The following is a 25952-nucleotide window of genomic DNA, read 5'->3' as shown; positions in this document are numbered from 1 at the left end:
AGGATGGCGTAGGACGGCCGCTGTTTCAGACGGCTTGCTCTCATGAACAGATAGACTGGCGTCAAAAGCACCGCGGCTGCGCGCAGTCCCCAAGACTTGTAGCCAGCTTTCTCAAGCCGCCGATAGTCTAGCCAGCCTAATAAGGCGTTGAGTAGCAGCGGGATCTGTGGTGGCAGCCCTCGGTAAGGGGTATATGGAAAGCCTAACGACAGCGTGCGGGGTATCCGTCCGGTGAAGGCCGCCTTGCCGAATGAGGCGAGTTGTTGAGTACTGTCCTTATGGACAGTGATAGGCGCAGTGCCCAAGTCGAACGGCTTGAAGTGGTGGACACGGGCCGGCGACGGCGCTGGTCCGAGGATGAGAAGCTCAAGATCGTCCTGGAGAGCTTACAGGCGCCGCGCCAAGTCGCGGCAACAGCGCGGCGGTATGGCGTTTCGCGCTCATTGCTGCTGCGATGGCGACGCTCGTTTCGGCCTGAGCCGAAGGATACCGCCCGTCAACCTGGCTTCGTACCGGCGATGGTGGTCGCGGAATCTGGGCCGCCGCCTTGTCCAGTCGCGCCGGCCAACAGCGGCGGGTCGATCGAGATCGAGTTTGCTGCCGGGGCTCGGATGCGGATCACGGGTCCGGTCGACGCGGCGACGCTGAAGGCCGCCGTGGCGGTGCTGGCAGATGGACGCTTACGGTGATCCCCATTGCGTCGGGCGTGCGGGTGTGGATTGCGACCGGCCACACCGATATGCGTCGCGGCATGAACTCGCTGGCCTTGCTGGTGCAGGAAGCGTTCACGCGAGACCCGCACGGCGGCGACCTCTATGTGTTCCGTGGCAAAAGCGGCAAGCTGATTAAGATCCTTTGGCACGATGGACTGGGCATGTCGCTTTATGCCAAGCGGCTGGAGCGCGGCCGCTTCCTGTGGCCGTCGTCGGCTGATGGCGTGGTGACGATCACCCCCGCCCAGCTTGGCTACCTGCTGGAGGGCATCGACTGGCGGATGCCGCAACATACCTGGCGACCGCAGGCGGCCGGCTGATCGCTGGGATTTGAATCGGTGGCACGATCAGCGGTTCGGACAGAGACCGCGTCTTGTGATTCTGTGGTCGGCGATGGGCGCTGATGATTCTCTTCCCGACGATGTGACCACGCTGCAGGCGATGCTGCGCGCCGAGCGAGCGGCCCGGTTGGCCGCGGAAGCCGAGGCCCAGGCGGGGACCTTGCTAATCGAGAAGCTCAAACTCACGATCAGGAAGCTCCGGCACGAGCAGTTCGGACAGTCCTCCGAGCGAGGCGCATTGCTGGACCAGCTCGAGCTACAGCTCGCCGACCTGGAGGAGAACGCCGCGCAAGCTGAGACCACGGCGCAGATGGCAGCCGAGAAGATTGCGGTGCCATCGTTCGAGCGCCGCAAGCCAGCCCGCCGGCCGCTGCCGGAGCATCTGCCACGGGAGCGCATCGTCTATCCGACACCTGCGATCTGCCCATGCTGTGGTGACAGCCGATTGCGCAAGATCGGCGAAGACGTGACCGAGTCGCTGGAGCTCGTTCCGCGCCAGTGGAAGGTGATCCAGCACGTGCGCGAGAAGCTCGTCTGCCGGGCCTGCGAAGCGATCACCCAGCCGCCGGCTCCCTCGCATCCGATTGCGCGCGGGCGTGCAGGGCCCAAACTGCTGGCCCATGTTCTGTTTGCCAAGTACGGCCTACACCTGCCGCTCAATCGTCAGAGCGACGTCTACCAGCGTGAAGGCATCGACCTCGACGTATCGACGCTCGCGGACTGGGTAGGTGCCTCCGCGGCAACCCTGATGCCTTTGGTAGATGCGATCCGGAGCCACGTCTTTGCAGCCGAGCGCATCCACGCGGATGACACTACGGTGCCGGTCCTGGCCAAGGGCAAGACCCGGACCGGCCGGCTCTGGACCTACGTGCGCGACGACCGTCCGTTTGCCGGCCCAGATCCGCCGGCGGCCGTGTTCTTTTACTCGCCCGATCGTGGCGGTGCGCATCCGGAGCAGCATCTGGCGGGCTATGCCGGACTGATGCAGGCCGACGCCTACGCCGGCTTTGGCAGACTCTACGAGGCCAATCGCAAGGGCGGCCCGATCATCGAGGCCGCGTGCTGGGCGCACGGCAGGCGCAAGTTCTTTGATCTCGCGCGGCTCAGCAAGGCGCCGATCGCGGCCGAGGCGGTCAAGCGCGTCGATGTTCTGTTCGCCATTGAGCGCGAGATCAACGGTCTTACCGCGCAGGAGCGTTTGCGTGTGCGCCAGGAGCGTAGCCGCCCCCTGATGGTCGAGCTGGAGGCGTGGTTGCGCGAGCAGCGCGCCAAGCTCTCCAGGAACAACGACACGACCAAGGCGATCAATTACTGCCTCAGCCGCTGGGATGCATTTAGCCGCTTCCTTGATGACGGACGGCTTTGCATGTCGAACAATGCTGCTGAGCGTGAGCTACGGGCGGTCGCCGTGGGACGAAAAAATTGGACCTTCGCCGGGTCCGATGAGGGCGGCCGGCGTGCGGCTGCCATCTACAGCCTCATCGCCACCGCCAGGCTCAATGACATCGATCCACAGGCTTGGCTCGCCGACGTGCTGGCGCGCCTACCGGATCACCCTGCCAAGCGCATTGACCAACTGCTGCCTTGGAATTGGCGGCCTCAGAGCGTCGCTCACGCCGCTTAAGCGCGATCAGCCTTCCGCCAAAAAAGGCCTAGCCAGGGGCCTTCGCCCGATGCGTACCGTGCGGGCCGCGGCCTGCTGATTGCTCGCCGCGATAGATGCTTCGATGAAGCAAAACACCAGCGGCAGGAACGCCAGTACCCAGACATAACCGCTGCCGATGTGCATTGACGATATCGGCGGCGGCTCCGCAGCGACTAGATCAGCCAGCTCGCTGTCCCGGATCCGTTTCCATTCCGGCATGCCGCTGCGCCATACTTGGGCGTCTGCTTCGATCTCCTTTCGCCCAATCATCGCTCTGATCGCGGATGCTGTGACGGGCCCGAGCCGTGCGCCATCCTTGATGACGAACCACTCGGCGGCGGTCTCACTGCGTGGGAGTGGGGGTGGCATAACTTGTCCGTCGGTCATTCTGTTTTCCTTTTGACATGATGAAAATTGGTCCGACGCCTTGGCTGAAATGCTGATAAGGACTATAATCCATAGAGACTATATGCCCGATCATGTCCAATCCTGCAATGCGGGACTGGCGCACGATTGTCGGTAGGAATGTTCGGCAGTTTCGGCTGCAGCGTCGGATGACGCAGGAAAAGCTCGCGTTCGAGGCCGATCTTGATCTGACCTATATCGGCGGCATCGAGCGAGGTAAGCGCAACCCTAGCCTACTTGCGATGGCCAGGATTGCGGACGCATTGTCAGTGTCGTTGGTCAAGCTCGTGAGCGAGTGACGCGCGTCAGTATTCTTCGAGGAGCATTATCGTTATTGTGCGTTCCGTAACGGCGGGATCCGCCGGGTTGGGCGAATGAAACGACAGCGACTTGTCGTAATAGTCAATCTTGAAGAATATTTGCTGGCCATCGAAGGAAAATACGCCGGCGTCGTGCTCTGAGTGCGGATCGTTCGCGTGATGAAAATCGTCGAACACAGCAATTGTCTTTGCCAAGCGTAAGAAGGCTTCAGGGCCTAGTGCTGCTATCCTGTCGTTATGATGGCGTGGCCGCCGAACAAATCCTTGCGAAGGTCGTCGTTGAGCGTGCGAATCCGATCCGTGCCTTTGGACATGGTTGTTTCTCCAAAATTTTATGGGAAAGGTCGGGAGCCGGGAGGCTTGGTGCTGAGACCAAGCCTCCCCAGTTCAGCTAATCGTTGTCGCAGAGCGGGCCCGGATTGATCAGGGCAACCGTATTGAGGTGCCGCACAAACGTCGGCAGCTTGGGTGCATCTCGGTAACGAAGAGTGAGAATGTCGTCTTCTCGATTCACGACGACGGCCTCCCACCAACCGTCCTCATAACCGGCATGGGCTAGAACCAGGTGACCGGCGTCAATATCGTTCCAAGATCGAGGCAGTCCCGACGTAATCGGCGACTTGCATCGGACCTGCGATGTGTCGCCTTCAGTACCGTCTTTCATGTTTGATCGCTTATCGAGGCGGTAAGCCTCGGAACAGTCGCCAGGCTTGCGCAGAATGGCCATCAGCTCGGTTACAAGCGCTTCCTTGATGTTCGGGATGAACGCTTTGCCGCTGGCGTAGACGCGACCGACTGGCAGTTTCTTGGCTGCCTCGGCAAAGTCTGACGATGCCTTGATCACGGCGGTGAGGCCGAGGTCGAACGCAACATTCGCTGCGCGCTCGTCGATACCTTCGAACCGGCCACCTCTGGGTTTCTTGTCGAGGTCAAAGCCGACTACGAACAGCTCTTCGATTTTTGGCTTGTCTTGCTTCTTCTTCATTGCACCCTCCCGAAAAAGCGAAGGGCCCCGGAGGTGGGGCCCTTTGGCTGGATCGAAAATCTCTGCGTTGTGCGCGGTCGTGGCCGTCTTCGATAAACTGCGGTCATGTTGCTCACCTGTTTGGTTGCTGCGTCGTGCCGAAAAACGTCGGCGATGTATAATACCGGAGTAATATAATACCGTCAAGTGCAAAACGAAGCGTAAGGCATTGATAAAACGCCTATTTTAATGGTTTTCGTCGGCATTTTTGGCCAAGGCGGCAGTACCAGTCTTGGCAGGCCAACCGGTCGTCAATTTGGTTGCCGTTGCAAACATTGAGGCCGTCGGCCGCGCAATAGCGCCAAATCGCATGTTGCACGAATCTCGGAAAATCCGAAGGAAAGGCGCGGTTGAATCTGCGGCAGTCGATCAGGCTGGCGATGTTACGAATGATCGAGGCGCAACCGTCCCTGGCATAGCATCCGCGACCATAAGCATGTGGCGTTCCGCACTCTTGTAAAATACCTGTCCGGTGCAAAAAATTGTGGGCGAGCGTGTCAATTGTCACCATCGATCTGCCAGTCTCAAACCATTTCGGGCGCCGGTGGCGAGCGCCGATCAGCAGAGTAGAGAGTGCCATCGATAGCACCTTATCGGAGATGCCGTAGACGTTCCTCAGCGGACCCAATAGTGCCTCCTGGCGCGCGGCCTGCAAGTCCAGCTCTGGCCCTGCTATCGCGGTCTGCAGGCGATGATTGATCCAACCCAACAAGTCGCCGCCCGCGACATCGCGGACAAACAAGAAAAAGCTGTAAGCCGTCTGGTTCAACCGGCCATTGCGCAGCCGAAGCCGCGGCAAGGAGCAACTATCAAAATGATCGGGCTCGGCGCAGGTCTGGCTCGTCTTGTCGAACCGGCATTCTGAATATTGCCAGTAGCTACGAAGCTTTGGGCAAGTGCCACTGCGGCCAAAGCTCTTCTGTATATTCGACCAGCTGGCGGTGCCGTGCTTCGCAGCATAGTCACGCGCCACGCGGTCCGAAATGCCTTGGTAGCTAAAGATCGTCAGAAGCCAATCGAAGATCGGGGCAGAGTTGTTCGTTGCTATGGCGCGGTCTAACCCGTTCGAGCGAAATTCGTCGTCGATTTCGTCAAGAAACGACATCGAGCCAGCCAGCATGCAGGTCGCGGTCAGCAGCTGTTCTGCGCGTTGGTCGGACGATAGTGGCTCAACCAACTTGTAAAGGGGGGTAGGGTAGGGGAGCAGCGTGACCGTCATAGCAACGACACCAGCTTTCTCTGGGCATCGCTGTCGCCATCAACATACCGCTGCGTGGTTTGAATTGATCGATGACCTGCGAGGAGCTGCACGTCGCGGAGCGAGCCACCCGCTTCATGAACGAGCCGCGCGCCACGGGTGATAAAGGTTCGGCGACCGGAGTGAGACGAACAGCCAGCAAACCCGAGCTCGCGATGCGATAAACGCGATTGAACCACACGACGATGCTGAGAGGCGTCATTGGACCGCCGCGCGCCGATCTGATGATCGGACCAGTGCCATCGCACAGCTCACGCGCCTCAATGAGAGCCTGTCTCAACTCTGCGTGCAACGGGACGCGTCTGCCGCTACGCTTTTTGGCGATCTTATCTTCGAGTTCAAGGGCAGGGCCGACGTCGCCGCTGGCATTCAAGACCATTTGCCAGGTGAGCTGAGCGATCTCAGCGGCCCTCAGACCAGCGCGTACCGAAAACAAGACGATGAGGCGGTTACGAAGTGGATGCCGAGACTGTGCGACGAAGAACAAGAGATCGTCGATGTGATCTGCCGAAAGAATCTTTGCCTGCTTGCCTGCCATCTTTCTCAACTACGTGCAGAGAAGAGTTTAACGGCCAAGTGTTGTCATGCAAGCGGAAGTTCAGCAAATGTTGACTGATAAGATTTTGTGCGCGACTTCGCGATGTGCGCGATGCCGGCGGCTTATAATTTTGGAACCGTGACCCGGAGGTGCCGGGCGCGTCGCCCAACCGGGTCACGGTTCAAAGGGTGAGCAAGTTGCTCACCCTTGTGAGTAGCCGGGCTTGATGCGTGGTTCGCGAGGCGCGCCGGACCAACTTGTAAAATACTAATTCTTGAGAACATAGCCGAAGCGCCGATGGTTGCCCACGGAGCGGAACGTACGACAACGTGGAGATTTGCACTCTCCATATGACTTCACTTGTCTTCAAGGCTCAACAAAATCTCACTCATCCAACTGAACGCACATGAGAAACCGTCAGATTCGCGAAAGTATCGTCAGAGGCTACAACGAGCTCATTGAGAATTACGTTGTCGATGGCTACCAGCCGTTCTTTCTCAACTTCATGTTTAATCCAATTGCAGCCAGCAACGGTCAACGACAGGAAATTATGGTCTCGCAAGTAACGAGGGTGCACGATATTCTGTGCAGGCACATGGTTCGGAGGCCGAATGCCGAAGCGTGGCAATTTCTACGGCCGATCTTTCTAGGTTGCCACGATTTACCGGTGTGGAAGCATACCAAGGGACCAATTCGGGACTTCCTCATCAATAATGGATGGCACTTCAACGCCATAGCCCTCACTCGGCCGCCAGCACGAACTGACATGCACATAAAGGTGCAGGAGCTGCTGTGGGGCAAACAATCGCGATTGACGGTGCCGCTCGACGAGCATTTTCGAGCGCAGCCGAAATTCTACAGCAACGACGTCTTGGCTCGGATTCACGCTACGCCGATCACTGAGGGCACCATGGCCGATTACATGCTGAAAACGTTCAAGCATGGCCGCGTTGATGCCGACAGTATTCAAATTTGGAATTAACAATGGATCCGCTGACTCAGGAGCCAGCACTTTACGCTCCGCGTCAGGATGCGCGGAAGATGAATTTAAATGACAGCAATTCTTGAGTAGGCTGTGGCGGCGCGTGCAAAGAAAACGCTCATGCTAGTCGTAGATCGTTTCGCGCGTCTGGGCGGCGTGCAGCTAACCAACTAGGTTGCCTTGTGCGATACGGAACGAACCGCACCGTAAACTGATAAGATTATGAGAGTGTGCTCATCCGTTGGCCCTGCAAAGCCCGTGTGACGAAGCGATACGCGACGGCGGTCAGCGAGATGATGATTTTGGTATCATCTCGCGTGGCGCATTTCATGAAAATCAGTTCAACGCAATCCTGGAGCTGAAATCATGAATCAAGTGCCGCACGTTGGCCAACAGGGTTGTAACTCAAGGAGTCATCGAAAGTGTTGCGCGCGTCCATCTTGTAAATGATGGCCGAAGCACGGTGCTTCACTTCTCTAATGAGAAGCATTCACATGATGAGAGCTTCAAATGAGTACAGAGTCAAACAGTGCGCTCGCGAAAGAACTTTCTGGTCCCCTCCTTACTCGTGACGACATTGCGGCGTTGTTAGTGGCTTACTACGGTGCGGTCGCGCTTGATCAAGTCCGTGCGGATGAGCTGTGGCGAGCGTGTTTCCCCCGCACATACAAGAGAGGAGAGTGGAAGCAGTATCGGGAGCGGCATCTAGGGCATATGGAGCTATTGCTCGATACTCTCTCGCTTCTTTCTCAAGAAATTCTGGTGAAATTGACTGTTCTGGCCACGACACGCAGACCCGCCGTCGTGCGAAAGGTGCTGATACGGTTGCTTGCTGAGGGCGTGACAGGTTATCTCGTGGGAGAACGTATGTGGAGTGCGCCGGAGTTTTTCAATGCGCTTGTGAAAGAGGCTGATCAAGGTGCCCGAACGCCCAAGGATGGTGAGGGCACGGTTGAAAGAATGATGCGTTGGCTAGATCCTGTCGATCCACTACGGATCTCTCGGGAATGTGGATATCAGAAGAGTGTGTCGCCTCAAATCTGGAGGTAGCTCCGCATTTTATAACGCTAGGTCGCCGCCGAGGCTGAGCGATTGACCTCGTCAACGGAGCCAAAGGACGGGCAATCTGCGGCTCGGCCTGTGCCGATAGATCGATGACCTATCTGCGTTTCTTCGAGTGTTCTGACGGAGCGGATCAGGGCGTCCTTGTTTGCCGTCAGGGCGTGTGAGACAAATTGAAGGATTTTGCGGAGGGAGGATTTCTGGTTCATCGTAGCCACCAGGAGCGAAGATGAAGCAGAAATCCGGACCGGGCAAAGCGCCGGCAGAACAGGTACTAAGGGACATTCGGCGCCAGACCCGCCGGCAGTATTCGGCGGAAGAGAAGATCCGCATCGTGCTGGAAGGACTGCGGGGCGAGGAGAACATCTCCGAGCTCTGCCGGCGTGAGGGCATTGCCGCCTCAATGTATTACGGCTGGTCGAAGGAGTTCCTCGAAGCCGGTAAGCGCCGCCTGGCGGGCGATACGGCGCGTGCGGCGACCTCCGGCGAGGTGACGGATCTCCGTCGTGAGACGGCCGCATTGAAGGAAGTCGTGGCCGACCTCACCCTTGAGAACCGCCTACTCAAAAAAAGCATGAACGGGGATGGGGAGGACGAGGCATGAGATATCCTGCGTCCGAGAAGGCCGAGATCATCCAGTTGGTCGAGCAGTCGCACCTGCCGGCCAAGCGCACGCTGGACAAGCTCGGGATCCCACGCGCCACGTTTTATAGATGGTATGATCGCTATCGTGATGGCGGCGTCGAGGCGCTGGCTGACCACCGGTCTCGACCTGACCGGATATGGAATCGCATCCCCGACGATGTGCGGGGCCAGATCATCGACCTGGCGCTGGAGCTGCCCGAGCTGTCGCCGCGCGAGCTGGCCGTGCGGTTCACCGACGAACGGAAGTATTTTGTCTCCGAGGCATCGGTCTATCGGCTGCTGAAGGCGCATGACCTCATCACCAGCCCCGCCTATGTGGTGATCAAGGCGGCGAACGAGTTCAAGGACAAGACCACCGCCATCAACCAGCTCTGGCAGACCGACTTTACCTACCTCAAGATCACCGGCTGGGGCTGGTACTACCTGTCGACCGTGCTCGATGACTTCTCGCGTTACATCGTCGCCTGGAGGCTTGGTCCCACGATGTGTGCCTCCGACGTCACGGCCACACTCGACCAGGCACTCGCGGCCTCCGGCCTTGACCACATCACCGTCGCGCACCGGCCGAGGCTTCTCAGCGACAATGGTTCGAGTTACGTCGCGGACGATCTGGCCAGGTGGCTCGAATACAAGGGCATGCAGCACGTGCGCGGCGCTCCGTATCATCCCCAAACCCAGGGAAAGATCGAGCGCTGGCATCAGACCCTGAAGAACCGCATTCTGCTCGAGAACTATTATCTACCTCGCCACCTCGAACGGCAGATCGGCGCCTTCGTCGAGCATTACAACCACGTCCGCTATCATGAGAGCATCAAAAACCTGACCCCGGCTGACGTCTACTTCGGCAGAGCCGAGACCATCCTAACCGAACGACAGCGCATCAAGCGTGAGACCATCGCAAACCGCCGCTTGCAGCACCAACTGCAGGCCGCTTAAACTCCAACAACAGATGAGCCAGAGCCTCCCTTCTCGAAAAGCCTGATTAGTCTCAAATTATCTGACGACGGACAGCCAAGATGGTTACCTGGAGGCGAGGCGTCTTCTGACCCTGTAACAGACTCTAAGCGCCGGTCGGATAGAGAACGGCTTGACTGTTTGACCGTGAGATCCGCATTCCTCTCTTCTTCTTGTCACGTAGGATGACGTACATCATGGCGGTCATTAACGCATCGTTGAACGCGTCATGTTGCGGAAGCGAAGGGATTTGGAGGTCCGCAAGAATTGCTGAGAAGGAGAGATCAATCGCGACGTTCGGCGGCGCATTCCCATACTTCCGCTCATAGTAGAGGTTGGAGATATCAATGCGAGGATTTGGTAGTTCGATTCCAATGAAGGGAAGGATATACTTGTCCAGCATCGCGATGTCGAAATCGACATAGTATCCCACCAGCGGCCGTCCGCCGACAAAATGCAGGAAATCAGGCAATAGCTTCCGGATCGGCGCTTCATGCTCAACGTCGACTCGACGAAGACGGTGTATCTTAATAGCATCTGCCCCTATGCTGGCATCAGGGCGTGCCGCCCTCTCGAAGCGTTCGCTTGTCAGGATGCGGTTGCCTCTGATTTTGATTGCACCGATGCTTATGATCTCGTCCGTACGTACGTTTAGCCCGGTGGTCTCGCAATCGATAGCGACAACTTCGTCCGCGGGCTCGCGCTTGAACATGAACCGGTATGACTGGTCGCCTATCGACGCTTGATGGAACAGCCGTTTGATTGCACGCGGGATCACGTCAGAAGATACTGAGATTGAAGTGATGGCGAATGAACTCACGAAACTTCTTGACGACGTAGAATGCGTCACGCAACAGGTCACGCTCCATACTTGACAACGATGAAGGTCGTACCAGCGTACCCGCCGTGCCGGCAGACTCCGCCAATTGTCCGTCGAGACGCAGCATCAGCATGAAGTGGAAAGCTTGGTGAAGCTCGCGGGCGGATGTTGCATGCAGCACGCCCATATCGCGCAGGCGATTGATGCGCTTATCCGTTGCGGTCTCCACCAAACCACGTTCGAGAGCAAGGCTGCGAATGCCATGTACAATCGGAAATAGACCGCCCTTTTTCAGGTCGATCGCGTCGCCATTGCCGGCAGACGTGATCAAGTTCTTGAACAAGCCAATCGGAGTCGCGAAGAGGTCTATGGATCGCGCGAAATGCGCCAGGAAGGCCTGCTCCCCGCGCACCATGTCGATCAGCGTTGTCTTGGCTTTGGTTAGCAGCGCTGCGTCGCCGGCCACGCAGCGCGCGTCAAAGAGTATGGCAACGTTCAGATGAGCGGTGTCATCAGGCAGTGTGACCCAATTGCGGATATCTGCGACATAATCGGACAGTGGCTTGGACCAAGCTGGATTGCTCACCATCACGTGTCCGGGGCAAGGGGGGAAGCCAAAGCCTGCCAGTTCGCGGGAGAATGCGGCTCGAAACGCATCCAGCTTCACCTTTTCGACTGTCCCTGACAGGATGAGACCGTTATCCTGATCTGTGCGGGCGGTTTGCTCACCCCGGCCTTCGCTTCCCATAACCATGAGGCATCCACTCGTGCGAATTTCGGCTGGCGCCACTAACTCGAACAATCTGGAAAATAGGCGCTGATTCAAATCGGAGACGATTTCACCAATCAACTCGACACCGATCCCTTGGCGACGCAAAATCCGCACCTGCGCCGCTGTTTGGCGTGCGGCAGCCGCGAGGTCGTCCTCATTCGAGGCGCGCTCTATGCGGCCGGCAACGACCTGGGCGCTACCGGCGATGAAACCCAGTAGATCGATGTCCTCCAAGATGCCCACGAAGCGCTCGTCGTTGCGAATGGCGACCCGACGTTTGTTGAGCTTGGTCATGAGCACAAGCGCTGAAGAAACGAAGTCGTCGTACCGCAGTGTAACCAGATCAAAGTGTGCAAGATCGCGAACCGCTGCTTGAGTGGATTTGCGCTGTAGCACGACGGCTTTTGACAAGTTCATTCCGGTGATGATGCCAGTCCGCTCCCCGTCGCGAACAAACAGAGCATTGCTGTTGACTTCCTGCATCTTGCGGCCCGCCGATTCTATAGTGTCGTCAGCGCCAATGAAGGCGGCAGGGTGCAGAAAAAGCTCTGATATGCGAGCTCGCATCATCGATCCGTGCCTCTGCTCATCCTGGTCCCTGACAAACTCATCCAACTTGCGCGCGATATCGCGGTAGAAGAATGAGGCGAACCTCGGATTGTTCTGGATCAGGTCGAGAACCGCAGGTCTCGGAGCGGAGTAGCACAGCGTTTCATCACGCGCGAGAAAGGCATGCCCGCTCTTACCGTGCACGAGGGCACGGCTATCGAAGCTATCGTTGGGGCCGAGCAAAGCCAGAAGATCGGTCCCGTCGCGTTCCTCTATTGTGCCTTTGATGACGACGAAGAGCGCCTGAGACGAGCCGCCCTGATCGATGATTGATTCGCCTGGACGAAAGTAGACAATGTCCAGCGCCGCACGAAGCGTCTCCACTTCATGCGGCGTCAATCGATCGAACGGTGGATTCGTGGCATCAAAAGCCTTGGGCATTCGCCGTTGTGCCTATCGGTTCCGCAAAGCGTAAATTTCAATGACTGGTGGCGCTTGCTGCTCCGATGCCAGTCTGGCTCCGCACGAACTGCGCGTCGAATCCGTCGCGGTCCTTGCCGGCACGCGCGCTACGGTCCAGGACCGAGATCAGCCAGATGGATACGAATGCAATAGCCATCGAGAACAAAGCGGGGTTGTCCAGCTTGATTGGGGCCGATCCCTTTGCAAAGCCGAGAGTCGCTTCCCACACCGCTGGCGACAGAATGACGCCGACCACAGCGCTTACCAGGCCGAGCAAACCTCCAATCAGTGCGCCTCTTGTCGTGAGATTCTTCCAGAAGATCGACATCACGAGCACCGGGAAGTTGCAAGACGCCGCGATGGCGAAGGCAAGGCCAACCATGAAAGCGACGTTTTGGTTTTCGAAGATGATGCCAAGCACGATTGCGAGCCCCCCCAAGAACAGGGTCGCTATCTTGGAGACACGAATTTCGTCCTGTTCATTGGCATGTCCGCCCTTGACCACCATGGCGTAGATATCATGGCTGATGGAGGATGCTCCTGCGAGCGCTAAGCCGGAAACGACTGCCAGGATCGTGGCGAAGGCGACGGCCGAAATGAAGCCGAGGAACAGATTGCCGCCCACTGCGTCGGCCAGATGGATCGCGGCCATGTTCGACCCGCCCTTGATCGCGGCGATCCCGCTTTTGGTCTTCTCAAGAATCCCTGCGTCGAGGAACGCCAGATCGGTCGAGACGAGCGTGATGGCACCGAATCCGATGATGAAGGTCAAGACGTAGAAATAGCCAATGAAGCCGGTTGCGTAGAATACCGACTTGCGTGCGGCCTGGGCGTCTTTCACCGTGAAAAAGCGCATCAGGATGTGTGGCAGGCCGGCGGTGCCGAACATAAGGGCCAAGCCGAGCGAAATTGCCGATAGCGGATTTGAGATCAGGCTGCCGGGCTCCATGATGGCGAGCTTCTTGGGATGTACCTCGGTTGCCTTGGCGAACAGTGCTTCCGGGCTAAACCCGAATTTGTAAAGCACAGCTCCCGCCATGAACGTTGCGCCGAGCAGCAGCAGCACAGCCTTGATGATTTGTACCCAGGTCGTGGCTTTCATGCCGCCAAAGGTCACGTAGATCATCATGAGGCCACCGACCAGGACGACGGCTATCCAATAATCCAATCCGAAGAGCAGTTGGATCAGCTTGCCGGCGCCGACCATCTGCGCGATCAGGTAGAAAGCGACAGTCACCAGCGAACCGCACGCCGCCAGGATGCGTATCCGCGTCTGGCCGAGCCGGAATGAGGCGACGTCGGCGAATGTGAACTTGCCGAGGTTGCGGAGTTGCTCGGCAATCAGGAATGTGACGACAGGCCAACCAACAAGCCAGCCTACCGAATAGATCAGGCCATCGTACCCTGAGGTGTAAACAAGGCCAGAGATGCCCAAGAAGGATGCCGCCGACATGTAGTCGCCGGCGATCGCAAGCCCATTTTGGCCGGCCGAGATGCCGCCACCTGCGGAGTAGAAATCCGCTGCCGACACCGTCCGTTTCGATGCCCAATAGGTTATTGCAAGGGTCAGGGATACGAATCCGATGAACATACCAATGGCGGCCCAATTAACCGCTTGTTTGGTACCGCCATCAATCGTCCCAGCCGCAAGTGCGACCGAAGGAATGCAAACGAACAGCGTCACCAACAGGTGGGGTATCTTTTTCATTGGCGGCGCGCTCCAACAATCTTGCGGATCAGAGGGTCGTATTTTGAGTTCGCTTTGCTGACGTAGATGCCCGTCAGCAGGAATGCCGAAACAATAACCAATAGGCCGATCGGAATGCCAATGGTCGTGACGCCTGTCCCCATTGGTGTGCCAAGGAAGTGTGGAGCATAGGCGACGAGCAGGATGAAGCCGAAGTATACGAACAGCATGATCACCGACAGGGTCCAGCCTAACGACGAACGTCGACGAACTAGTTCCTGATAGTTTGGGTCTTGCTCAATCTTTTCGTAGGTGCTCAATGTTTTGGTCCCTTCAGGATGAGTGGAGGAATATCGGTCCGCAGAAGTCAGCGTCCATTTCCTGCGTATTCAGTGTCGGGCACGTGTAGACGTGAGCCGAGCGAAGCTCACCGAAATTGCTATTCAAGCTACGTATGTACGATCGAAATAAGGAGATCTTGACGCAGATCAAAAATGTTGCGTCGTCCCGTTCATTTGCAGGTGTTGGATGCAGAGATGTCTGCCGTGGTCCAAGAGCGAACCCCTAAACCGGTGCTTCTTGATAAAGATCAAACGGGCATCGACCACATTGCCATATGTAAACGTGTGAGTAGCAAGCTGGAAGAAGCAAAACCGGCTGCCCGTGCGGTGCGTGCGGTCCACCTAGCCTCCGAGAAGAGAGCGCAGACTTACCTGGTCTTGTGAATGGTTGTCGTCGTAAAGAAGACGATCTCGGAGGAATGGGCTTATGGAAGCAAAGTCAGCGAATACTGTTTCGCCGGAAGCGAGTTATGACGTGTCGGCCGATTGGGCCAAGCGCGCTTACGTCAACGACGCCAAATATCGCGAGATGTACGCGCACTCGGTCAAGGACCCCAACGGCTTCTGGGCCGAGCACGGCAAGCGGATCGACTGGATCAAGCCCTTCACCAAGGTCGAGAACGTCTCCTTCGCGCCCGGCAACATCTCGATCAAATGGTTCGAGGACGGCGTGCTGAACGTCGCCTGGAATTGCATCGACCGCCATCTCGAGAAGCGCGGCGACCAGACCGCGATCATCTGGGAGGGCGACGACCCCTCCGAATCCAAGCACATCACCTACCGCCAGCTGCACGACGAAGTCTGCAAGATGGCCAACATCCTGCGCACCCGGAACGTCAAGAAGGGCGACCGCGTCACGATCTATCTGCCGATGATTCCGGAAGCCGCCTACGCCATGCTGGCCTGCGCGCGGATCGGCGCCATCCATTCGGTGGTGTTCGGCGGCTTCTCGCCTGACAGCCTCGCCCAGCGCATCAAGGACTGTGATTCCAAGGTGGTCATCACCGCGGACGAAGGCCTGCGCGGCGGCAAGAAGGTGCCGCTGAAGGCCAATGTCGATGCCGCGATCGCCAAGACCGGCGGCGTCGACTGGGTCGTGGTGGTGAAGCGCACCGGTGGTGCGATCGACATGAACCCGACCCGCGACCTCTGGTATCACGAGGCCGCCGAGATGGTGACGACGGAATGCCCGGCCGAGCACATGCACGCGGAGGATCCGCTGTTCATCCTCTACACCTCGGGCTCGACCGGCACGCCGAAGGGCGTGCTGCACACCTCCGGCGGCTATCTCGTGTTCGCCTCGATGACGCATCAATACGTGTTCGACTATCACGACGGCGACATCTACTGGTGCACCGCCGACGTCGGCTGGGTCACCGGTCACAGCTACATCCTCTACGGACCGCTCTGTAACGGCGCGACCACGCTGATGTTCGAAGGCGTGCCGAACTATCCGGACAATTCGCGCTTCTGGAACGTGGTCGACAAGCACAAGGTCAACATCTTCTACACCGCACCGACCGCGATCCGCGCGCTGATGCAGGGCGGCGACGAGCCGGTGAAGAAGACCTCGCGCAAATCGCTGCGCCTGCTCGGCTCGGTCGGCGAGCCGATCAATCCGGAAGCCTGGGAATGGTACTACCGCGTGGTCGGCGACGACCGTTGCCCGATCGTCGATACCTGGTGGCAGACCGAGACCGGCGGCATTTTGATCACGCCGCTACCCGGCGCCACCAAGCTGAAGCCGGGATCGGCGACGCGGCCGTTCTTCGGCGTGGTGCCGGAGATCGTCGACGCCGACGGCAAGACCCTGGACGGCGAGACCTCGGGCAACCTCTGCCTCACCAAGTCATGGCCCGGCCAGATGCGCACGGTCTATGGCGATCATGCGCGGTTCGAGCAGACCTACTTCTCGACCTACAAGAACAAGTACTTCACCGGTGACGGCTGCCGGCGCGACGCCGACGGCTATTACTGGATCACCGGTCGCGTCGACGACGTCATCAACGTCTCCGGCCACCGCATGGGCACCGCCGAAGTCGAGAGCTCGCTGGTCGCGCATGAGGCGGTGTCGGAAGCCGCCGTGGTCGGCTATCCGCACGACATCAAGGGCCAGGGCATCTACGCCTATGTCACGCTGATGAAGGGCACCGAGCCGACGGAAGCGCTGCGCAAGGAGCTGGTCGCCTGGGTCCGCAAGGACATCGGCCCGATCGCCTCGCCGGACCTCATTCAATTCGCGCCGGGCCTGCCGAAGACGCGCTCCGGCAAGATCATGCGCCGTATCCTGCGCAAGATCGCCGAGGACGAGCCGTCGAGCCTCGGCGATACCTCGACATTGGCCGATCCCGCCGTGGTCGATGACCTCGTGCAGAACCGGCAGAACAAGAAGTAATCCGGCGACCGCAAGATCGGGACATCTAGGAAGCTACCCGCGGGACCACGAAACGCCAGATGTCTAAACCTATGACGCTGTGAGATTAGTTCTGTTGGGAGCTCCTGGATCCGGGAAGGGTACTCAAGCGGCGCGGCTGGCCAAGCGGTTGGCCATTCCCCGACTGTCGACCGGCGATATGTTGCGAGCGGCAGTATCCGAAGGAACACCAATCGGGACAAGGGTAAAGGCGGCAATGGAACGCGGCGAACTTGTTCCCGACGACCTTGTCGTGGCCATTGTTGCCGAGTGCATATCGCTGCCCGATGCCAAATCGGGGTTTATTTTGGACGGTTTTCCCCGCACCGTTGTTCAGGCGACAGCACTCGACGACATTTTGCGAGCGGCAGACCTTCGAATTGACCGCGTGCTGGAATTGGACGTTGACGAAGCCGCTCTGCTGGTCCGCATCCTCAACCGGGCGGACGAAGCAAAAGTTAACGGCTTCGCAAGAGCAGATGATACCGAAGCTGCACTGAGAATGCGCCTGGAGGAGTATCGCGGCCAAACCAGACCGCTCGCCGACTATTACCGTGGCCAAGGACTTCTGAAGAGCATCAATGGTCTGCAATCGATTAACAAGGTAGCAAACTCGCTCTTGGAAGCGCTCGATGCATGAAAAAGGCGAGAGTTGGTGATTCGCTATGGCGCCGGGCGGGTAAGGAGCTTCCCAAAGCCAAACCAGCTGCCGGCGGCGAGGCCAGCGAGGATGGTGAAAGCGAGCACTGGGAGCGGCGGCGCGGTGATTTGAAAAAGCGCGCCCGCCTGGGGAATCGTCAGCAAGATCGTAACGACGAAGGTCGTCAAAGCAAATATGCTCCAGAACACGAAGCGCCGAGCGTCGAAGAACGACGTTCCGACCTCAGCTGAATTGGCAAATGCCAGCGTCAAATTCCCAAGAATAGTAGCGATGAAGGCAGCGGCGCGCGCTTCAGTCGTTTGATATCCAAACCCAAGTAGGCCATAGTAGATGGAGAACGCGGTGATCAGAATCATCGATCCCTGGGCAACGCTTAGCAGCAGTTCTCGTCGACCGAACAGCGACGTATTCTTGCGTGGACGCTGTCGCATGATCTCCGGTGTTGATGGCTCGGCTTCAAACACAAGTGAACACACGGGATCGATAGCGAGCTCTAGCAGAATGACGTGCACGGGAAAGAGCAGGGGAGGCAGCGCAAAGAGAATAGGCAGCAATGCCAGTCCCGCAATGGGAATGTGGGTTGCGGTAATGAAGATCAGCGCCTTGCGCAGATTGGCAAAAATCCGACGCCCAAGCCGGATGCCGCCGATGATGGATGAGAAGCTGTCGTCGAGCAAGACGATGTCGGCGGCCTCGCGCGCCACGTCCGTGCCCCGTTTGCCCATCGCGAGGCCGACCTGCGCCGCTTTAAGGGCTGGTGCGTCGTTGATGCCGTCGCCGGTCATCGCCACGATCATCCCGCTCGCCTTCAGCGTCTCCACCAATGCCAGCTTTTGTTCCGGCATCACTCGAGCGAACACGCGCACGGTTTTGCAACGCTCGCGAAGGATCGCCGGATCCATCGCCGCGATCTCGTGCCCCGAGAGTACGCCAGCTTCAATCGGAATACCCGCTTCGTGGGCGATCGCTAAGGCGGTTGCCGGATAGTCTCCGGTGATCATGGCGACTGAAATACCGGCCTGGTGCGCAATCGCGAGGGCGTCATGCACGCCGTCACGAACCGGATCTCGAAATCCGATCAGACCAGCGAATTGGAAGGGCGCGTCCGTCACATCCGACGGCGCGGGCTCGCTCTGCCTATGGAATGCGACCCCGAGCACCCGCAGGCCGCGATCCGCCATCTCCGCGACAACGGCAAGCATTTGTTGTTGGACTTCCGGTTGAAGCCGGCAAATCCGGAAGATTGCCTCGGGAGCTCCCTTGGCCCCGAACACCAGATCGTCCGTGCTTCTCCAAACATTGATGACCGCGAGTAGGTCCCGGCGAAGTGGCTGGGTTTTGTGTGGCGTATCGCCGACAATGTTGTTATCCCGTTGGACGTTCGGAACCAATGAGCGGATCGCGACATCCATTGGATCTACCGGGTACACCGCCGAGGAAAGGGCGGCCATGGTGAGCACATTGGTGACGTCCGGATTGGAGGACCGGTCATCAGGCAGGTGCATCTTGCTACCGGCCCAGATGGCGGCCACCGTCATCCGGTTCTCCGTCAACGTACCCGTCTTGTCGACGCAAAGGAAATTTATAGCTCCCAGTGTTTCGACCGCCGCGGCACGTCGGACGAGAACTTTGTTTTGGGCCAGCCGCCAGGCGCCGAGGGCCATGAAGATCGCTAGAACCATCGGAAACTCTTCCGGCACCATGGCGATCGCCAGCGTAATGCCCGAAAGCAGCCCCGCTATCCAGTCATGCCTCAGAATGCCATAAGCGAGAACTACCGAAAGGCAAATGACGACGCTGAAGATCCCAAGCCGCGCGACCAAGCGCGCCGATACGCGCTGCAGTGGCGTCGGCTCAGGCTGGATCGATTGCAGGGACGAGCCGATCTGTCCCAATTTCGTGGCCATGCCGGTGGCTATTAGCTCGACCATACCTTCGCCGGCCACGACCAGCGTACCCGCAAAGACCAGCGCGCCGGATTGATCGGGAGTAGTGCTGATCCGCGCAGACTTGGATACCGGCACGGATTCCCCGGACAGCAAAGATTCGTCGACTGTAATGACACCGGCGGACGTGATCCGTCCATCTGCCGCGACGCGTTCACCCGCGGTTACGAGCATGAGATCTCCGGGGACCAGCTCGCGAGAGCGGATCCGCCGTTCGCGGCCGTTGCGGATGACCCTCGCCTCGGGTTCCGAGAGTGCCTGCAGGGCCTGCAACGCGTGCTCGCTTCGCGTTTCCTGGAGGATTACCATCCCGAGCGACACGAGCGCACCCGCACTTACAAACAGGCCTTCGCCAAGGCTTCCGAGAATGAGGTAAAGGCCGGCAGCAACGAGAAGCAAAACGAATGTTGGCTCCCGCAACGTCTCGAAGATGATGTGAAAGACTGTGCGAATCTGTTCGGTACGAATAACGTTCGGTCCGACCTGCGCGATCAGCAGCTTGGCTTCTGCTTCGGTCAGACCCGTTTGTCTTCGGGGGGCGTCCGAGGAGTCCTGGCTCATGACGACTCCAGAAAAAATCAGTGCGAAAGGAGCGTTGGCACCGATGGTCTCGACATGATCGACCTGGTGGCGCCACCCAAAATGAACTCGCGAAAGCGGGAGTGACCGTATGCACCCATGACCAGGAGATCGACCTTGTTAGCGGAAACAAATTGCGTCAGAACGTCGCCGATGGCCCGGCCTTCGGAATCAACCTCGTCGACAATGACGTTGATCCCGTGTCGGGCCAAATGCGTGGCCAGTTCAGAGCTGGCGCGAGAAGAATTGAAAGACTTCTCGTTGACCACGCAAACAATCCGTACTGTTTTTGCTCGCTCAAGAAGCGGAATAGCATCAGCGACCGCGCGGACGGCGGTCCGACTGAAATCCCAGGCTACCGCGATTGCATCGAGTTTAGCTTCAGTGCATGGCAACTCCTGGGGAACGATGAGAACAGGTCGACCCGATTGGAAAACGACCGTTTCCGCATAACCTGGGTTGGCGCTGTCGTCCGCTGGAACCGGAATGATCGTCAGATCCTTCAAGCGTGCGTAATCAGCCATCAGATCGGGGACTGCGCCGGCCAGGCAGCGTTCGTGGATGGGTTCATGCATCACGCCACGCTTGTCAGCTTCTTCTCCGAAGGTCGCAAGCAGGCTCCTGGCGTTCTCCTTGCTTTTGTTCATCTCAGCGCCGACGAGCGCCGAGACATTCATTAGAGAGTTCCCAAGTAAACTGCCGGGAATCTCAATTTTCACGTCGGCGACGAAGGCCGCTATCCGGCAATTGACGAGTTCTGCGAACGAGGTGGCCCACTTCACGGCTTCAATATCCGATGCGTTGGGATAAGTAGTTAAGACCAATAGGACATCCTTGAAATTCACGATGGTTGCTCGCGGTTCGGGTCGAGGTCGAGTTCGTCGATAATGTCTCGCCGCAATTGGGAGTTGGAGCGACATACTCTACTCATGCGAGGGGATGGACTTTGATCGGGATCAAGCGGCCGAAGTAAATGGCCTACGCTTCAGGGGGCGCTTGCGGTAGACGCAATTGCCTCATCCCTAACCAATTGCCTAGGGAGGTAAGCCGCTCGCTCCGAAGGAGCGGCCTTCGTTGCGGTCTGGCCTGCAACGGAACCCGAGTTCGGACCATCGCCTCGGGCAAACAGCTGTAACGCTTTTAGGATGCTAAACGCGCGATACATAGTAATGCTGCAGGTCCAAATCGCCGCAACGCGGGGGCGCTGTAACCTGGTCAACGGTCCGAAATGCTTCCACTTTAGCGTCGTGCTGCGTAAGAGCGGTGCCGCATTGAACGCGATCGGGACTGACCTGGATCGTCCATCGCCACCCTCTCGGATTAATCGACTGAATGATTGAGTACTCAATTCCCTTGTACGATCCAGAGGCCATGCTTCACATCACCGTTGGCTTTGAGATATCTCTAGCGCCCCTTCGGCGGCCTCCCCTTGACCCCTATCAAATGCGGCCACTGCTTTTTTAAGTCAGGTCACTCTGAAGCAAAACAGAGGCCGTTGCCCGTTTCGGCGTCTCAAATGACCGTGAATCCTCGGGAAGATTCGCTCTTGGTCGCCGTGGAACAGGAGGGCGTGCTGGCAAAGAAGCAGATGCGCGAGCAATATGGGCGCCCTTGATGCGCATCAATCTGCCGTGCGTTGGTGTGGACTAGACTTTGCGATGAATGGAGCGGGAGGTGTCGATGAGCGTCGTCGATTATGGTCGTGTTAGAGTTCACAAAGATTGCATTGAACGGTACCGGCGATTGTTGAGAACGTCTGTCACGGGTATAGAGCGCCGTTACGTGGAGCGCCGACTGTCCCAGGAGACCTCTGCCTTGCAGGCCCTGCTCAGGTACGACGCGTTTGCGGCCGCGCACGTCGCCACGGAGCGACATTGTACAGAAACGCAAGGCGGTTCGGGTAAGGAGAGACCATAATGCCTCGATATGTTGTGCGATTTATGAAGACCGTTTCGGGCGACAACGGGCACGAAGCCGAAATTTGCCAACGCTTCGTTGAGGTGGACGCGCCAGATAAAAGCAGCGCGGCCGAACTGGCGAAAACGAAATTTTGCGAAACGGAGCATCTAAAGAATTGGTCGATCCATGCAGACCGAATTTGTGTTTTGGATGCGGAATTTCCTTCTTAGCGGCTGTCGCACTCTTACGTTGGCGAGCGAACGGTTGACCTATGAGGAGAGTCCATGTTGACCGTCGGGATGATGATACAGGTGGTGGAGCCGAAGTTCGAACTGACGACCAAACGCGCGTGGGATTGAGCGCCGCCGAGAATGACATCCGCAATGTTGGGATGGAGGAAGAATAGGCCTATTTGCACGAAAGTGGCGCGTTGATTGGCCGAGCCAGCGGACATTCACCCAAAACCAAATGCGGCAGAGTAAGGCCGTCGGCCCAGTGGCTTAGGTGCTGGTAGCTTGATCCAGAAGTTGATCGCGGAGGGGCGCGCCAAGCTAGCTGAACGGCACGCTGAGCGATATCAAGCCAGCCGCATCTGGCATCGTACCTTTGGCGGTGATCTCCGTGCAGGGGCAATTCTCCTTCCTGCGACATGCTACGCGGCGCGCCATCTGAGCCGGTGTGGTTGGCGCGGCCGCGAGCGGCGGCGTTTGGGCGTTCTGGACGGGATTCAAGGCGAGTGCGCCGATTCCGGCAGCGCCGATTTCGGCGCCGAAGTAGTCTGCGGAGCAGCCCCACAGGTTTGCCAGAGCTAGACCTCCAAGTAGCAATCTGCGGCCCGTATTCTTGATCCGGGTCACTGCCGGGGCCGCGTTTGCGACATTGTGCAATGTGAGGAGATGCTCATGTCCTGGTTTGTGTTTAGCGGCGCGCCTGCAAATCCAACGGTCGAATTTCTTGGCTCGTTGTTCCAGATCTCCACCATGATCGATTGGCTGGATCCACCTGACGGGCGGACCCGTCGCGATATTTCGGTGTTTGATGGCAGCACCGCTGTCTCAGAGCTTGCGGCGCCGGGCGGCGTTGGCGGCACGGGTTATCTCTTTAATCAATTCTTTGCAGCCGACACATCGCTGCATCAGTTTGTTTGGAGTGGTTCAGGTTCTTCTATCACCGGCTCAGCCGGAGGTGACATTCTCGCGGGCGCTGCACTCGCACAAACCTTATCGGGCGGTGACGGCAATGACATCATATTCGCGAACCAGGGCAGCGACACCGTGTTCGGCGGCACCGGAGACGATTACATTTCCGCAGGGACCGACGATGGCAGCAATGATGTCTTTTGCGGCGGGATCGGAACCGGCGACAGCGCCGCTGGAGCCGATACGATCAGCTATTCAGGCACCGGCACCGGCATCTGGCTCGACCTGCTTAACAGCTTCGCACAAGGTGCTACGATCGGCCACGACGTGGTCGACAGCTTCCGAAACGTCGTGGGTTCCTTGGGCGACGACACCGTCATTGGGGACCTGCTTAGAAATGTCATAACTGGCAATTCCGGCAATGATCATATTTCCGGTCTCGACGGCGACGATTTGCTGAGTGGCGGCCCGGGCAGTGACGTTCTTGTCGGAGGACAAGGTGACGATTGGATGTGGGGAGACGACGGCAACGACTGGCTGTACGGCGGTCCGGGCCGAGATATCATGGTCGGCGGCAGCGGAAGCGATGTCCTGCTCGGTCAGGAGGGCGACGATGAACTGTATGCAGGTCCCGGTGATGATTATGTATACGGAGGCAGTGGCACAAATATCCTGATCGGCGAGGACGGCGTCGACGTGCTGATCTCCGAAGGGACGAACGACAGCATGTTCGGGGGTGATGGCGGCGACTATTTCTATGCGTATGGCGGCCCCAGCACCACGGCGTCTGGCGAGGCGGGTAACGACATCTTCGTCATGCAGTCCGGAAGCAATCTTGCTTACGGCGGTGACGGCCAGGACTACTTCTACATGGGGGATGGCAATGATCAGATGTTCGGCGGGGATGGGGTCGACGTGCTTCTCGGCGGCGCGGGCAACGACTATTTCGACGGCGGAACCGGCGTGAACTATTACTTTGGAGGCGGCGGCAGCGACACCTTCGTCTCGAACAGTGTCCCGAGCGTGCAAGTCGTCCAGGACTGGGCTGCCGCAACGGACGCGGTGCAACTGAACGGCTCCGGCTTCGGTTCATTCGCCGATGTGCTCTCACATTCCTACCAGAACGGCGCCTATTTCGTGGTTCAGGTCGATGCCGACACGGCGGTTTGGCTCAATGGAGCCACAGCGGACACGCTAACGGCAGCGAACTTTAGCATTGTGAGCTAATAGCGCACTCTAACGGCGGAGGCAGCGGCACATCCCTCACGACAACAAGCGGGCTTAGCTTCGGGTCGCGAAAACTTGGGATTGGCTTGGCTCTTGAGTGAAAATGATTACTTGGACTGCGCAGGGCCATCCTGTTGAGTTCAGGACACAGCTTCACCCACCCGTTTTGTCACGTTGCGAACATTTGGAAGGCGAAGCATGCGACAGAACCGCGGAAAGACTGCGATAGAGCGATCCTTGCTGGTACTGACAATGTGTCTCTTGTCGGGCGCCGTCGCCCATGCGCGGGCTGAGGAGCAGCGGCATGGCAAAGAGATGTTGCAAAAGCTATGCGCCGGCTGTCACTCCATTGCGAGAACCGGCAACAGCCCTAACAGGCAAGCGCCGGGCCTATTGATTTGGATGAACAACGCTAAACAAATTCCGCCAGCGGCCGCTCTAGAAACTGAACTGGCCGCTCGGCTTGAGCGCACCATCCGTGCCGACCTGAAACTACAAGATCGAAGTGTGGCGAAACAGCTTACCGAAAGACCGCTGGCGATCAGTAGGGATACACCTACTTTAGACCGTCATGGACTCAATCTTCGACCTATGCCACCCGCCCTCATGCCCGAGCCGAAGTCGGCGCCCCGTTGAACGCTGACCTCCTCGAACAGCATCTCGAGCATCATCCGCAGGCCTGCCGCACCTTCGCGCGGGGATTGGCGCTCGCACGCGTCCAGCCGGACGCAGCATCGCCAATCCGCAGGATACCGAAAATCTCCAATTGCTCCACGCCATCTCTACTTTCGCCGAGCACCACAAGAACAAGGCATCCTCTCGAAGAAACTTACGATGGCGAGACCGTCAAGTGTTATGCCGAAGACGAGGACATTCTGGTCATCTGCCGAAGCTTGGTGTCCCGATGATCATGTGTCGGATCCAAAATGCGCGTCGATCGCTGCTGCACTTAGAAGCGGCGCCTTTGCGACCAAAGTGCCATTTGAAGCCGGTGTTCGACAGCCTCTTCCGCGTTTTCCGCGAAACCCGGATCCAGGTTTGAGCGGCTTGCCCGTCCGCAATCGCAGGAACCGCTCGAGGGCCACGCACCGGCGCGCACCGCAATCCTTACAAGGCGACTTGCTTGTCGCGTGCGGCCCGGCGAACCGGCTGTACCAGGTCGGCGATGTCGCGACGGATCGGCCACATCGCATCGAACGATTTCCTAATAAGATCGGACCTGCTCAGGTCTCATCGATCAGACTAGCAGGCTCGTAAAGAATGATTCGGTGACCTCACTGACTGACGGCTCCTTCTCGTTAGAAGCGGCAACGGTGACAAATTCGTTTTTGCAGTTCCAGCAGTGCCAAAGATCCTGGACTTCCTGCGCGTTGGCGCGTTCATACCATTCGAGATGGACTAACCCAGAACCACACCGAGGACACTGTGGTGTTGAGATCAATGTCATGTGGAACCTCCTTCGTTTCGCATTGTGCAGCGTGCCATTCCTGGTAGTTTCGGAATGATCTGTATCAAGATTGCTCGTGAGAGATGAGCCGCGCGATAATTGCCGCGCACTTAAAGATCGGCG

23 protein-coding genes are annotated in these 25952 nt (G+C 58.2%); 12 read left to right on the top strand and 11 right to left on the bottom strand.

All coding sequences use genetic code 11. The features are described from left to right. Positions 1-263 precede the first annotated feature (263 nt). The 3 genes from tnpA to tnpC all read left to right on the top strand — a co-directional run bounded on the left by tnpA (position 264) and on the right by tnpC (position 2678). Positions 264-689 carry an IS66-like element accessory protein TnpA gene (tnpA, locus tag V5279_RS36055; protein ID WP_245284953.1) on the top strand — a complete coding sequence of 142 codons (426 nt, stop codon included), beginning with the start codon at positions 264-266 and terminating at the stop codon, positions 687-689. Then, complete coding sequence (gene tnpB / locus V5279_RS36050) at positions 686-1033, top strand: IS66 family insertion sequence element accessory protein TnpB (protein WP_104465416.1); 348 nt, start codon at positions 686-688, stop codon at positions 1031-1033. Before tnpA ends, tnpB begins: the two co-directional genes overlap by 4 nt. Positions 1034-1106: 73 nt before the next feature. Beyond that, positions 1107-2678: an IS66 family transposase gene (gene tnpC / locus V5279_RS36045; protein WP_338691744.1), complete on the top strand. Its 1572-nt coding sequence runs from the start codon at positions 1107-1109 to the stop codon at positions 2676-2678. Positions 2679-2684: 6 nt separating this feature from the next. Here tnpC and V5279_RS36040 read toward each other — a convergent pair whose 3' ends face one another. Next, positions 2685-3086 (bottom strand): DUF4339 domain-containing protein, encoded by a 402-nt coding sequence (locus tag V5279_RS36040; protein WP_338691743.1) that lies wholly within the window; start codon positions 3084-3086, stop codon positions 2685-2687. A gap of 167 nt (positions 3087-3253) precedes the next feature. On the opposite strand from V5279_RS36040, the gene V5279_RS36035 reads away from it, so the two are divergent. Then, positions 3254-3403, top strand: coding sequence for a helix-turn-helix transcriptional regulator (locus V5279_RS36035; protein ID WP_338691742.1), 150 nt, complete (start codon positions 3254-3256; stop codon positions 3401-3403). A gap of 6 nt (positions 3404-3409) precedes the next feature. Here V5279_RS36035 and V5279_RS36030 read toward each other — a convergent pair whose 3' ends face one another. From V5279_RS36030 to V5279_RS36015, 4 genes are all read right to left on the bottom strand, one after another. After that, the gene (locus tag V5279_RS36030; protein ID WP_338691741.1) at positions 3410-3619 is read right to left on the bottom strand and encodes a DUF3768 domain-containing protein; all 210 of its coding nucleotides are present in this window, start codon (positions 3617-3619) and stop codon (positions 3410-3412) included. 196 nt (positions 3620-3815) lie between these two features. Next, positions 3816-4409: a hypothetical protein gene (locus V5279_RS36025; protein ID WP_338691740.1), complete on the bottom strand. Its 594-nt coding sequence runs from the start codon at positions 4407-4409 to the stop codon at positions 3816-3818. Between the two features lie 220 nt (positions 4410-4629). After that, positions 4630-5667 (bottom strand): hypothetical protein, encoded by a 1038-nt coding sequence (locus V5279_RS36020; protein WP_338691739.1) that lies wholly within the window; start codon positions 5665-5667, stop codon positions 4630-4632. Continuing rightward, positions 5618-6244: a tyrosine-type recombinase/integrase gene (locus tag V5279_RS36015; protein WP_338691738.1), complete on the bottom strand. Its 627-nt coding sequence runs from the start codon at positions 6242-6244 to the stop codon at positions 5618-5620. The genes V5279_RS36020 and V5279_RS36015 overlap by 50 nt, the downstream gene beginning before the upstream one ends. A 406-nt stretch (positions 6245-6650) precedes the next feature. On the opposite strand from V5279_RS36015, the gene V5279_RS36010 reads away from it, so the two are divergent. From V5279_RS36010 to V5279_RS36000, 3 genes are all read left to right on the top strand, one after another. Further along, positions 6651-7226 carry a hypothetical protein gene (locus V5279_RS36010; protein WP_338691737.1) on the top strand — a complete coding sequence of 192 codons (576 nt, stop codon included), beginning with the start codon at positions 6651-6653 and terminating at the stop codon, positions 7224-7226. A gap of 510 nt (positions 7227-7736) precedes the next feature. After that, entirely contained in the window at positions 7737-8276 is a 540-nt protein-coding gene (locus V5279_RS36005) for a hypothetical protein (RefSeq protein WP_338691736.1), read from the top strand. Between the two features lie 241 nt (positions 8277-8517). Beyond that, a protein-coding gene (locus tag V5279_RS36000; protein ID WP_338691735.1) for an IS3 family transposase occupies positions 8518-9869 on the top strand; the annotation gives its coding sequence in 2 pieces (ribosomal slippage) (positions 8518-8854 and positions 8854-9869; 1353 coding nt in all). A gap of 124 nt (positions 9870-9993) precedes the next feature. Here the strand turns inward: V5279_RS36000 and V5279_RS35995 are convergent. The 4 genes from V5279_RS35995 to V5279_RS35980 are packed head-to-tail and all read right to left on the bottom strand — an operon-like array spanning position 9994 to position 14497. Continuing rightward, positions 9994-10707: a 3'-5' exonuclease gene (locus V5279_RS35995; RefSeq protein ID WP_338691734.1), complete on the bottom strand. Its 714-nt coding sequence runs from the start codon at positions 10705-10707 to the stop codon at positions 9994-9996. Then, positions 10667-12469 (bottom strand): putative nucleotidyltransferase substrate binding domain-containing protein, encoded by a 1803-nt coding sequence (locus V5279_RS35990; RefSeq protein ID WP_338691733.1) that lies wholly within the window; start codon positions 12467-12469, stop codon positions 10667-10669. Before V5279_RS35990 ends, V5279_RS35995 begins: the two co-directional genes overlap by 41 nt. Positions 12470-12506: 37 nt before the next feature. Next, positions 12507-14198 (bottom strand): cation acetate symporter, encoded by a 1692-nt coding sequence (locus V5279_RS35985; RefSeq protein WP_338691732.1) that lies wholly within the window; start codon positions 14196-14198, stop codon positions 12507-12509. After that, positions 14195-14497, bottom strand: coding sequence for a DUF485 domain-containing protein (locus V5279_RS35980; RefSeq protein ID WP_338691731.1), 303 nt, complete (start codon positions 14495-14497; stop codon positions 14195-14197). Before V5279_RS35980 ends, V5279_RS35985 begins: the two co-directional genes overlap by 4 nt. 216 nt (positions 14498-14713) lie before the next feature. Here V5279_RS35980 and V5279_RS35975 point away from each other — a divergent pair, with 216 nt between their 5' ends. The 3 genes from V5279_RS35975 to V5279_RS35965 all read left to right on the top strand — a co-directional run bounded on the left by V5279_RS35975 (position 14714) and on the right by V5279_RS35965 (position 17571). Further along, on the top strand, positions 14714-14902 hold the full coding sequence (locus tag V5279_RS35975) for a hypothetical protein (protein WP_338691730.1): 189 nt from the start codon (positions 14714-14716) through the stop codon (positions 14900-14902). A gap of 43 nt (positions 14903-14945) precedes the next feature. Then, positions 14946-16913, top strand: a complete 1968-nt coding sequence (gene acs, locus V5279_RS35970; protein ID WP_338691729.1) for an acetate--CoA ligase — start codon at positions 14946-14948, stop codon at positions 16911-16913. A gap of 79 nt (positions 16914-16992) precedes the next feature. Beyond that, positions 16993-17571, top strand: a complete 579-nt coding sequence (locus V5279_RS35965) for an adenylate kinase (protein ID WP_338691728.1) — start codon at positions 16993-16995, stop codon at positions 17569-17571. A gap of 23 nt (positions 17572-17594) precedes the next feature. Here the strand turns inward: V5279_RS35965 and V5279_RS35960 are convergent, their stop codons facing one another. Both V5279_RS35960 and V5279_RS35955 read right to left on the bottom strand, forming a co-directional pair. Next, positions 17595-20099, bottom strand: a complete 2505-nt coding sequence (locus tag V5279_RS35960) for a cation-translocating P-type ATPase (protein ID WP_338691727.1) — start codon at positions 20097-20099, stop codon at positions 17595-17597. Positions 20100-20116: 17 nt separating this feature from the next. Next, positions 20117-20962 carry a universal stress protein gene (locus V5279_RS35955; protein WP_338691726.1) on the bottom strand — a complete coding sequence of 282 codons (846 nt, stop codon included), beginning with the start codon at positions 20960-20962 and terminating at the stop codon, positions 20117-20119. A gap of 1095 nt (positions 20963-22057) precedes the next feature. Here V5279_RS35955 and V5279_RS35950 point away from each other — a divergent pair. Beyond that, positions 22058-22246, top strand: coding sequence for a hypothetical protein (locus V5279_RS35950; protein ID WP_414645873.1), 189 nt, complete (start codon positions 22058-22060; stop codon positions 22244-22246). Positions 22247-22918: 672 nt separating this feature from the next. Next, complete coding sequence (locus tag V5279_RS35945; RefSeq protein ID WP_338691724.1) at positions 22919-24382, top strand: calcium-binding protein; 1464 nt, start codon at positions 22919-22921, stop codon at positions 24380-24382. The last annotated feature ends 1570 nt before the right edge of the window (positions 24383-25952 follow it).

The organism is Bradyrhizobium sp. 26S5, from assembly GCF_036923295.1.
In the GTDB taxonomy this organism is placed as follows: Bacteria; Pseudomonadota; Alphaproteobacteria; order Rhizobiales; family Xanthobacteraceae; genus Bradyrhizobium; species Bradyrhizobium septentrionale.
The sequence above is the reverse complement of the archived record's forward strand: the minus strand, read 5'-3'. Positions and strand labels throughout refer to the sequence as shown.

Bases quoted from the DNA above. Each gene is read 5' to 3' on its own strand.
- tnpC (WP_338691744.1), top strand. From the start codon at position 1,107: ATGGGCGCTGATGATTCTCTTCCCGACGATGTGACCACGCTGCAGGCG.
- V5279_RS36040 (WP_338691743.1), bottom strand. From the start codon at position 3,086: ATGACCGACGGACAAGTTATGCCACCCCCACTCCCACGCAGTGAGACC.
- V5279_RS36035 (WP_338691742.1), top strand. From the start codon at position 3,254: ATGACGCAGGAAAAGCTCGCGTTCGAGGCCGATCTTGATCTGACCTAT.
- V5279_RS36025 (WP_338691740.1), bottom strand. From the start codon at position 4,409: ATGAAGAAGAAGCAAGACAAGCCAAAAATCGAAGAGCTGTTCGTAGTC.
- V5279_RS36020 (WP_338691739.1), bottom strand. From the start codon at position 5,667: ATGACGGTCACGCTGCTCCCCTACCCTACCCCCCTTTACAAGTTGGTT.
- V5279_RS36015 (WP_338691738.1), bottom strand. From the start codon at position 6,244: ATGGCAGGCAAGCAGGCAAAGATTCTTTCGGCAGATCACATCGACGAT.
- V5279_RS36010 (WP_338691737.1), top strand. From the start codon at position 6,651: ATGAGAAACCGTCAGATTCGCGAAAGTATCGTCAGAGGCTACAACGAG.
- V5279_RS36005 (WP_338691736.1), top strand. From the start codon at position 7,737: ATGAGTACAGAGTCAAACAGTGCGCTCGCGAAAGAACTTTCTGGTCCC.
- V5279_RS35990 (WP_338691733.1), bottom strand. From the start codon at position 12,469: ATGCCCAAGGCTTTTGATGCCACGAATCCACCGTTCGATCGATTGACG.
- V5279_RS35985 (WP_338691732.1), bottom strand. From the start codon at position 14,198: ATGAAAAAGATACCCCACCTGTTGGTGACGCTGTTCGTTTGCATTCCT.
- V5279_RS35975 (WP_338691730.1), top strand. From the start codon at position 14,714: ATGTCTGCCGTGGTCCAAGAGCGAACCCCTAAACCGGTGCTTCTTGAT.
- acs (WP_338691729.1), top strand. From the start codon at position 14,946: ATGGAAGCAAAGTCAGCGAATACTGTTTCGCCGGAAGCGAGTTATGAC.
- V5279_RS35960 (WP_338691727.1), bottom strand. From the start codon at position 20,099: ATGAGCCAGGACTCCTCGGACGCCCCCCGAAGACAAACGGGTCTGACC.
- V5279_RS35950 (WP_414645873.1), top strand. From the start codon at position 22,058: ATGAAGACCGTTTCGGGCGACAACGGGCACGAAGCCGAAATTTGCCAA.
- V5279_RS35945 (WP_338691724.1), top strand. From the start codon at position 22,919: ATGTCCTGGTTTGTGTTTAGCGGCGCGCCTGCAAATCCAACGGTCGAA.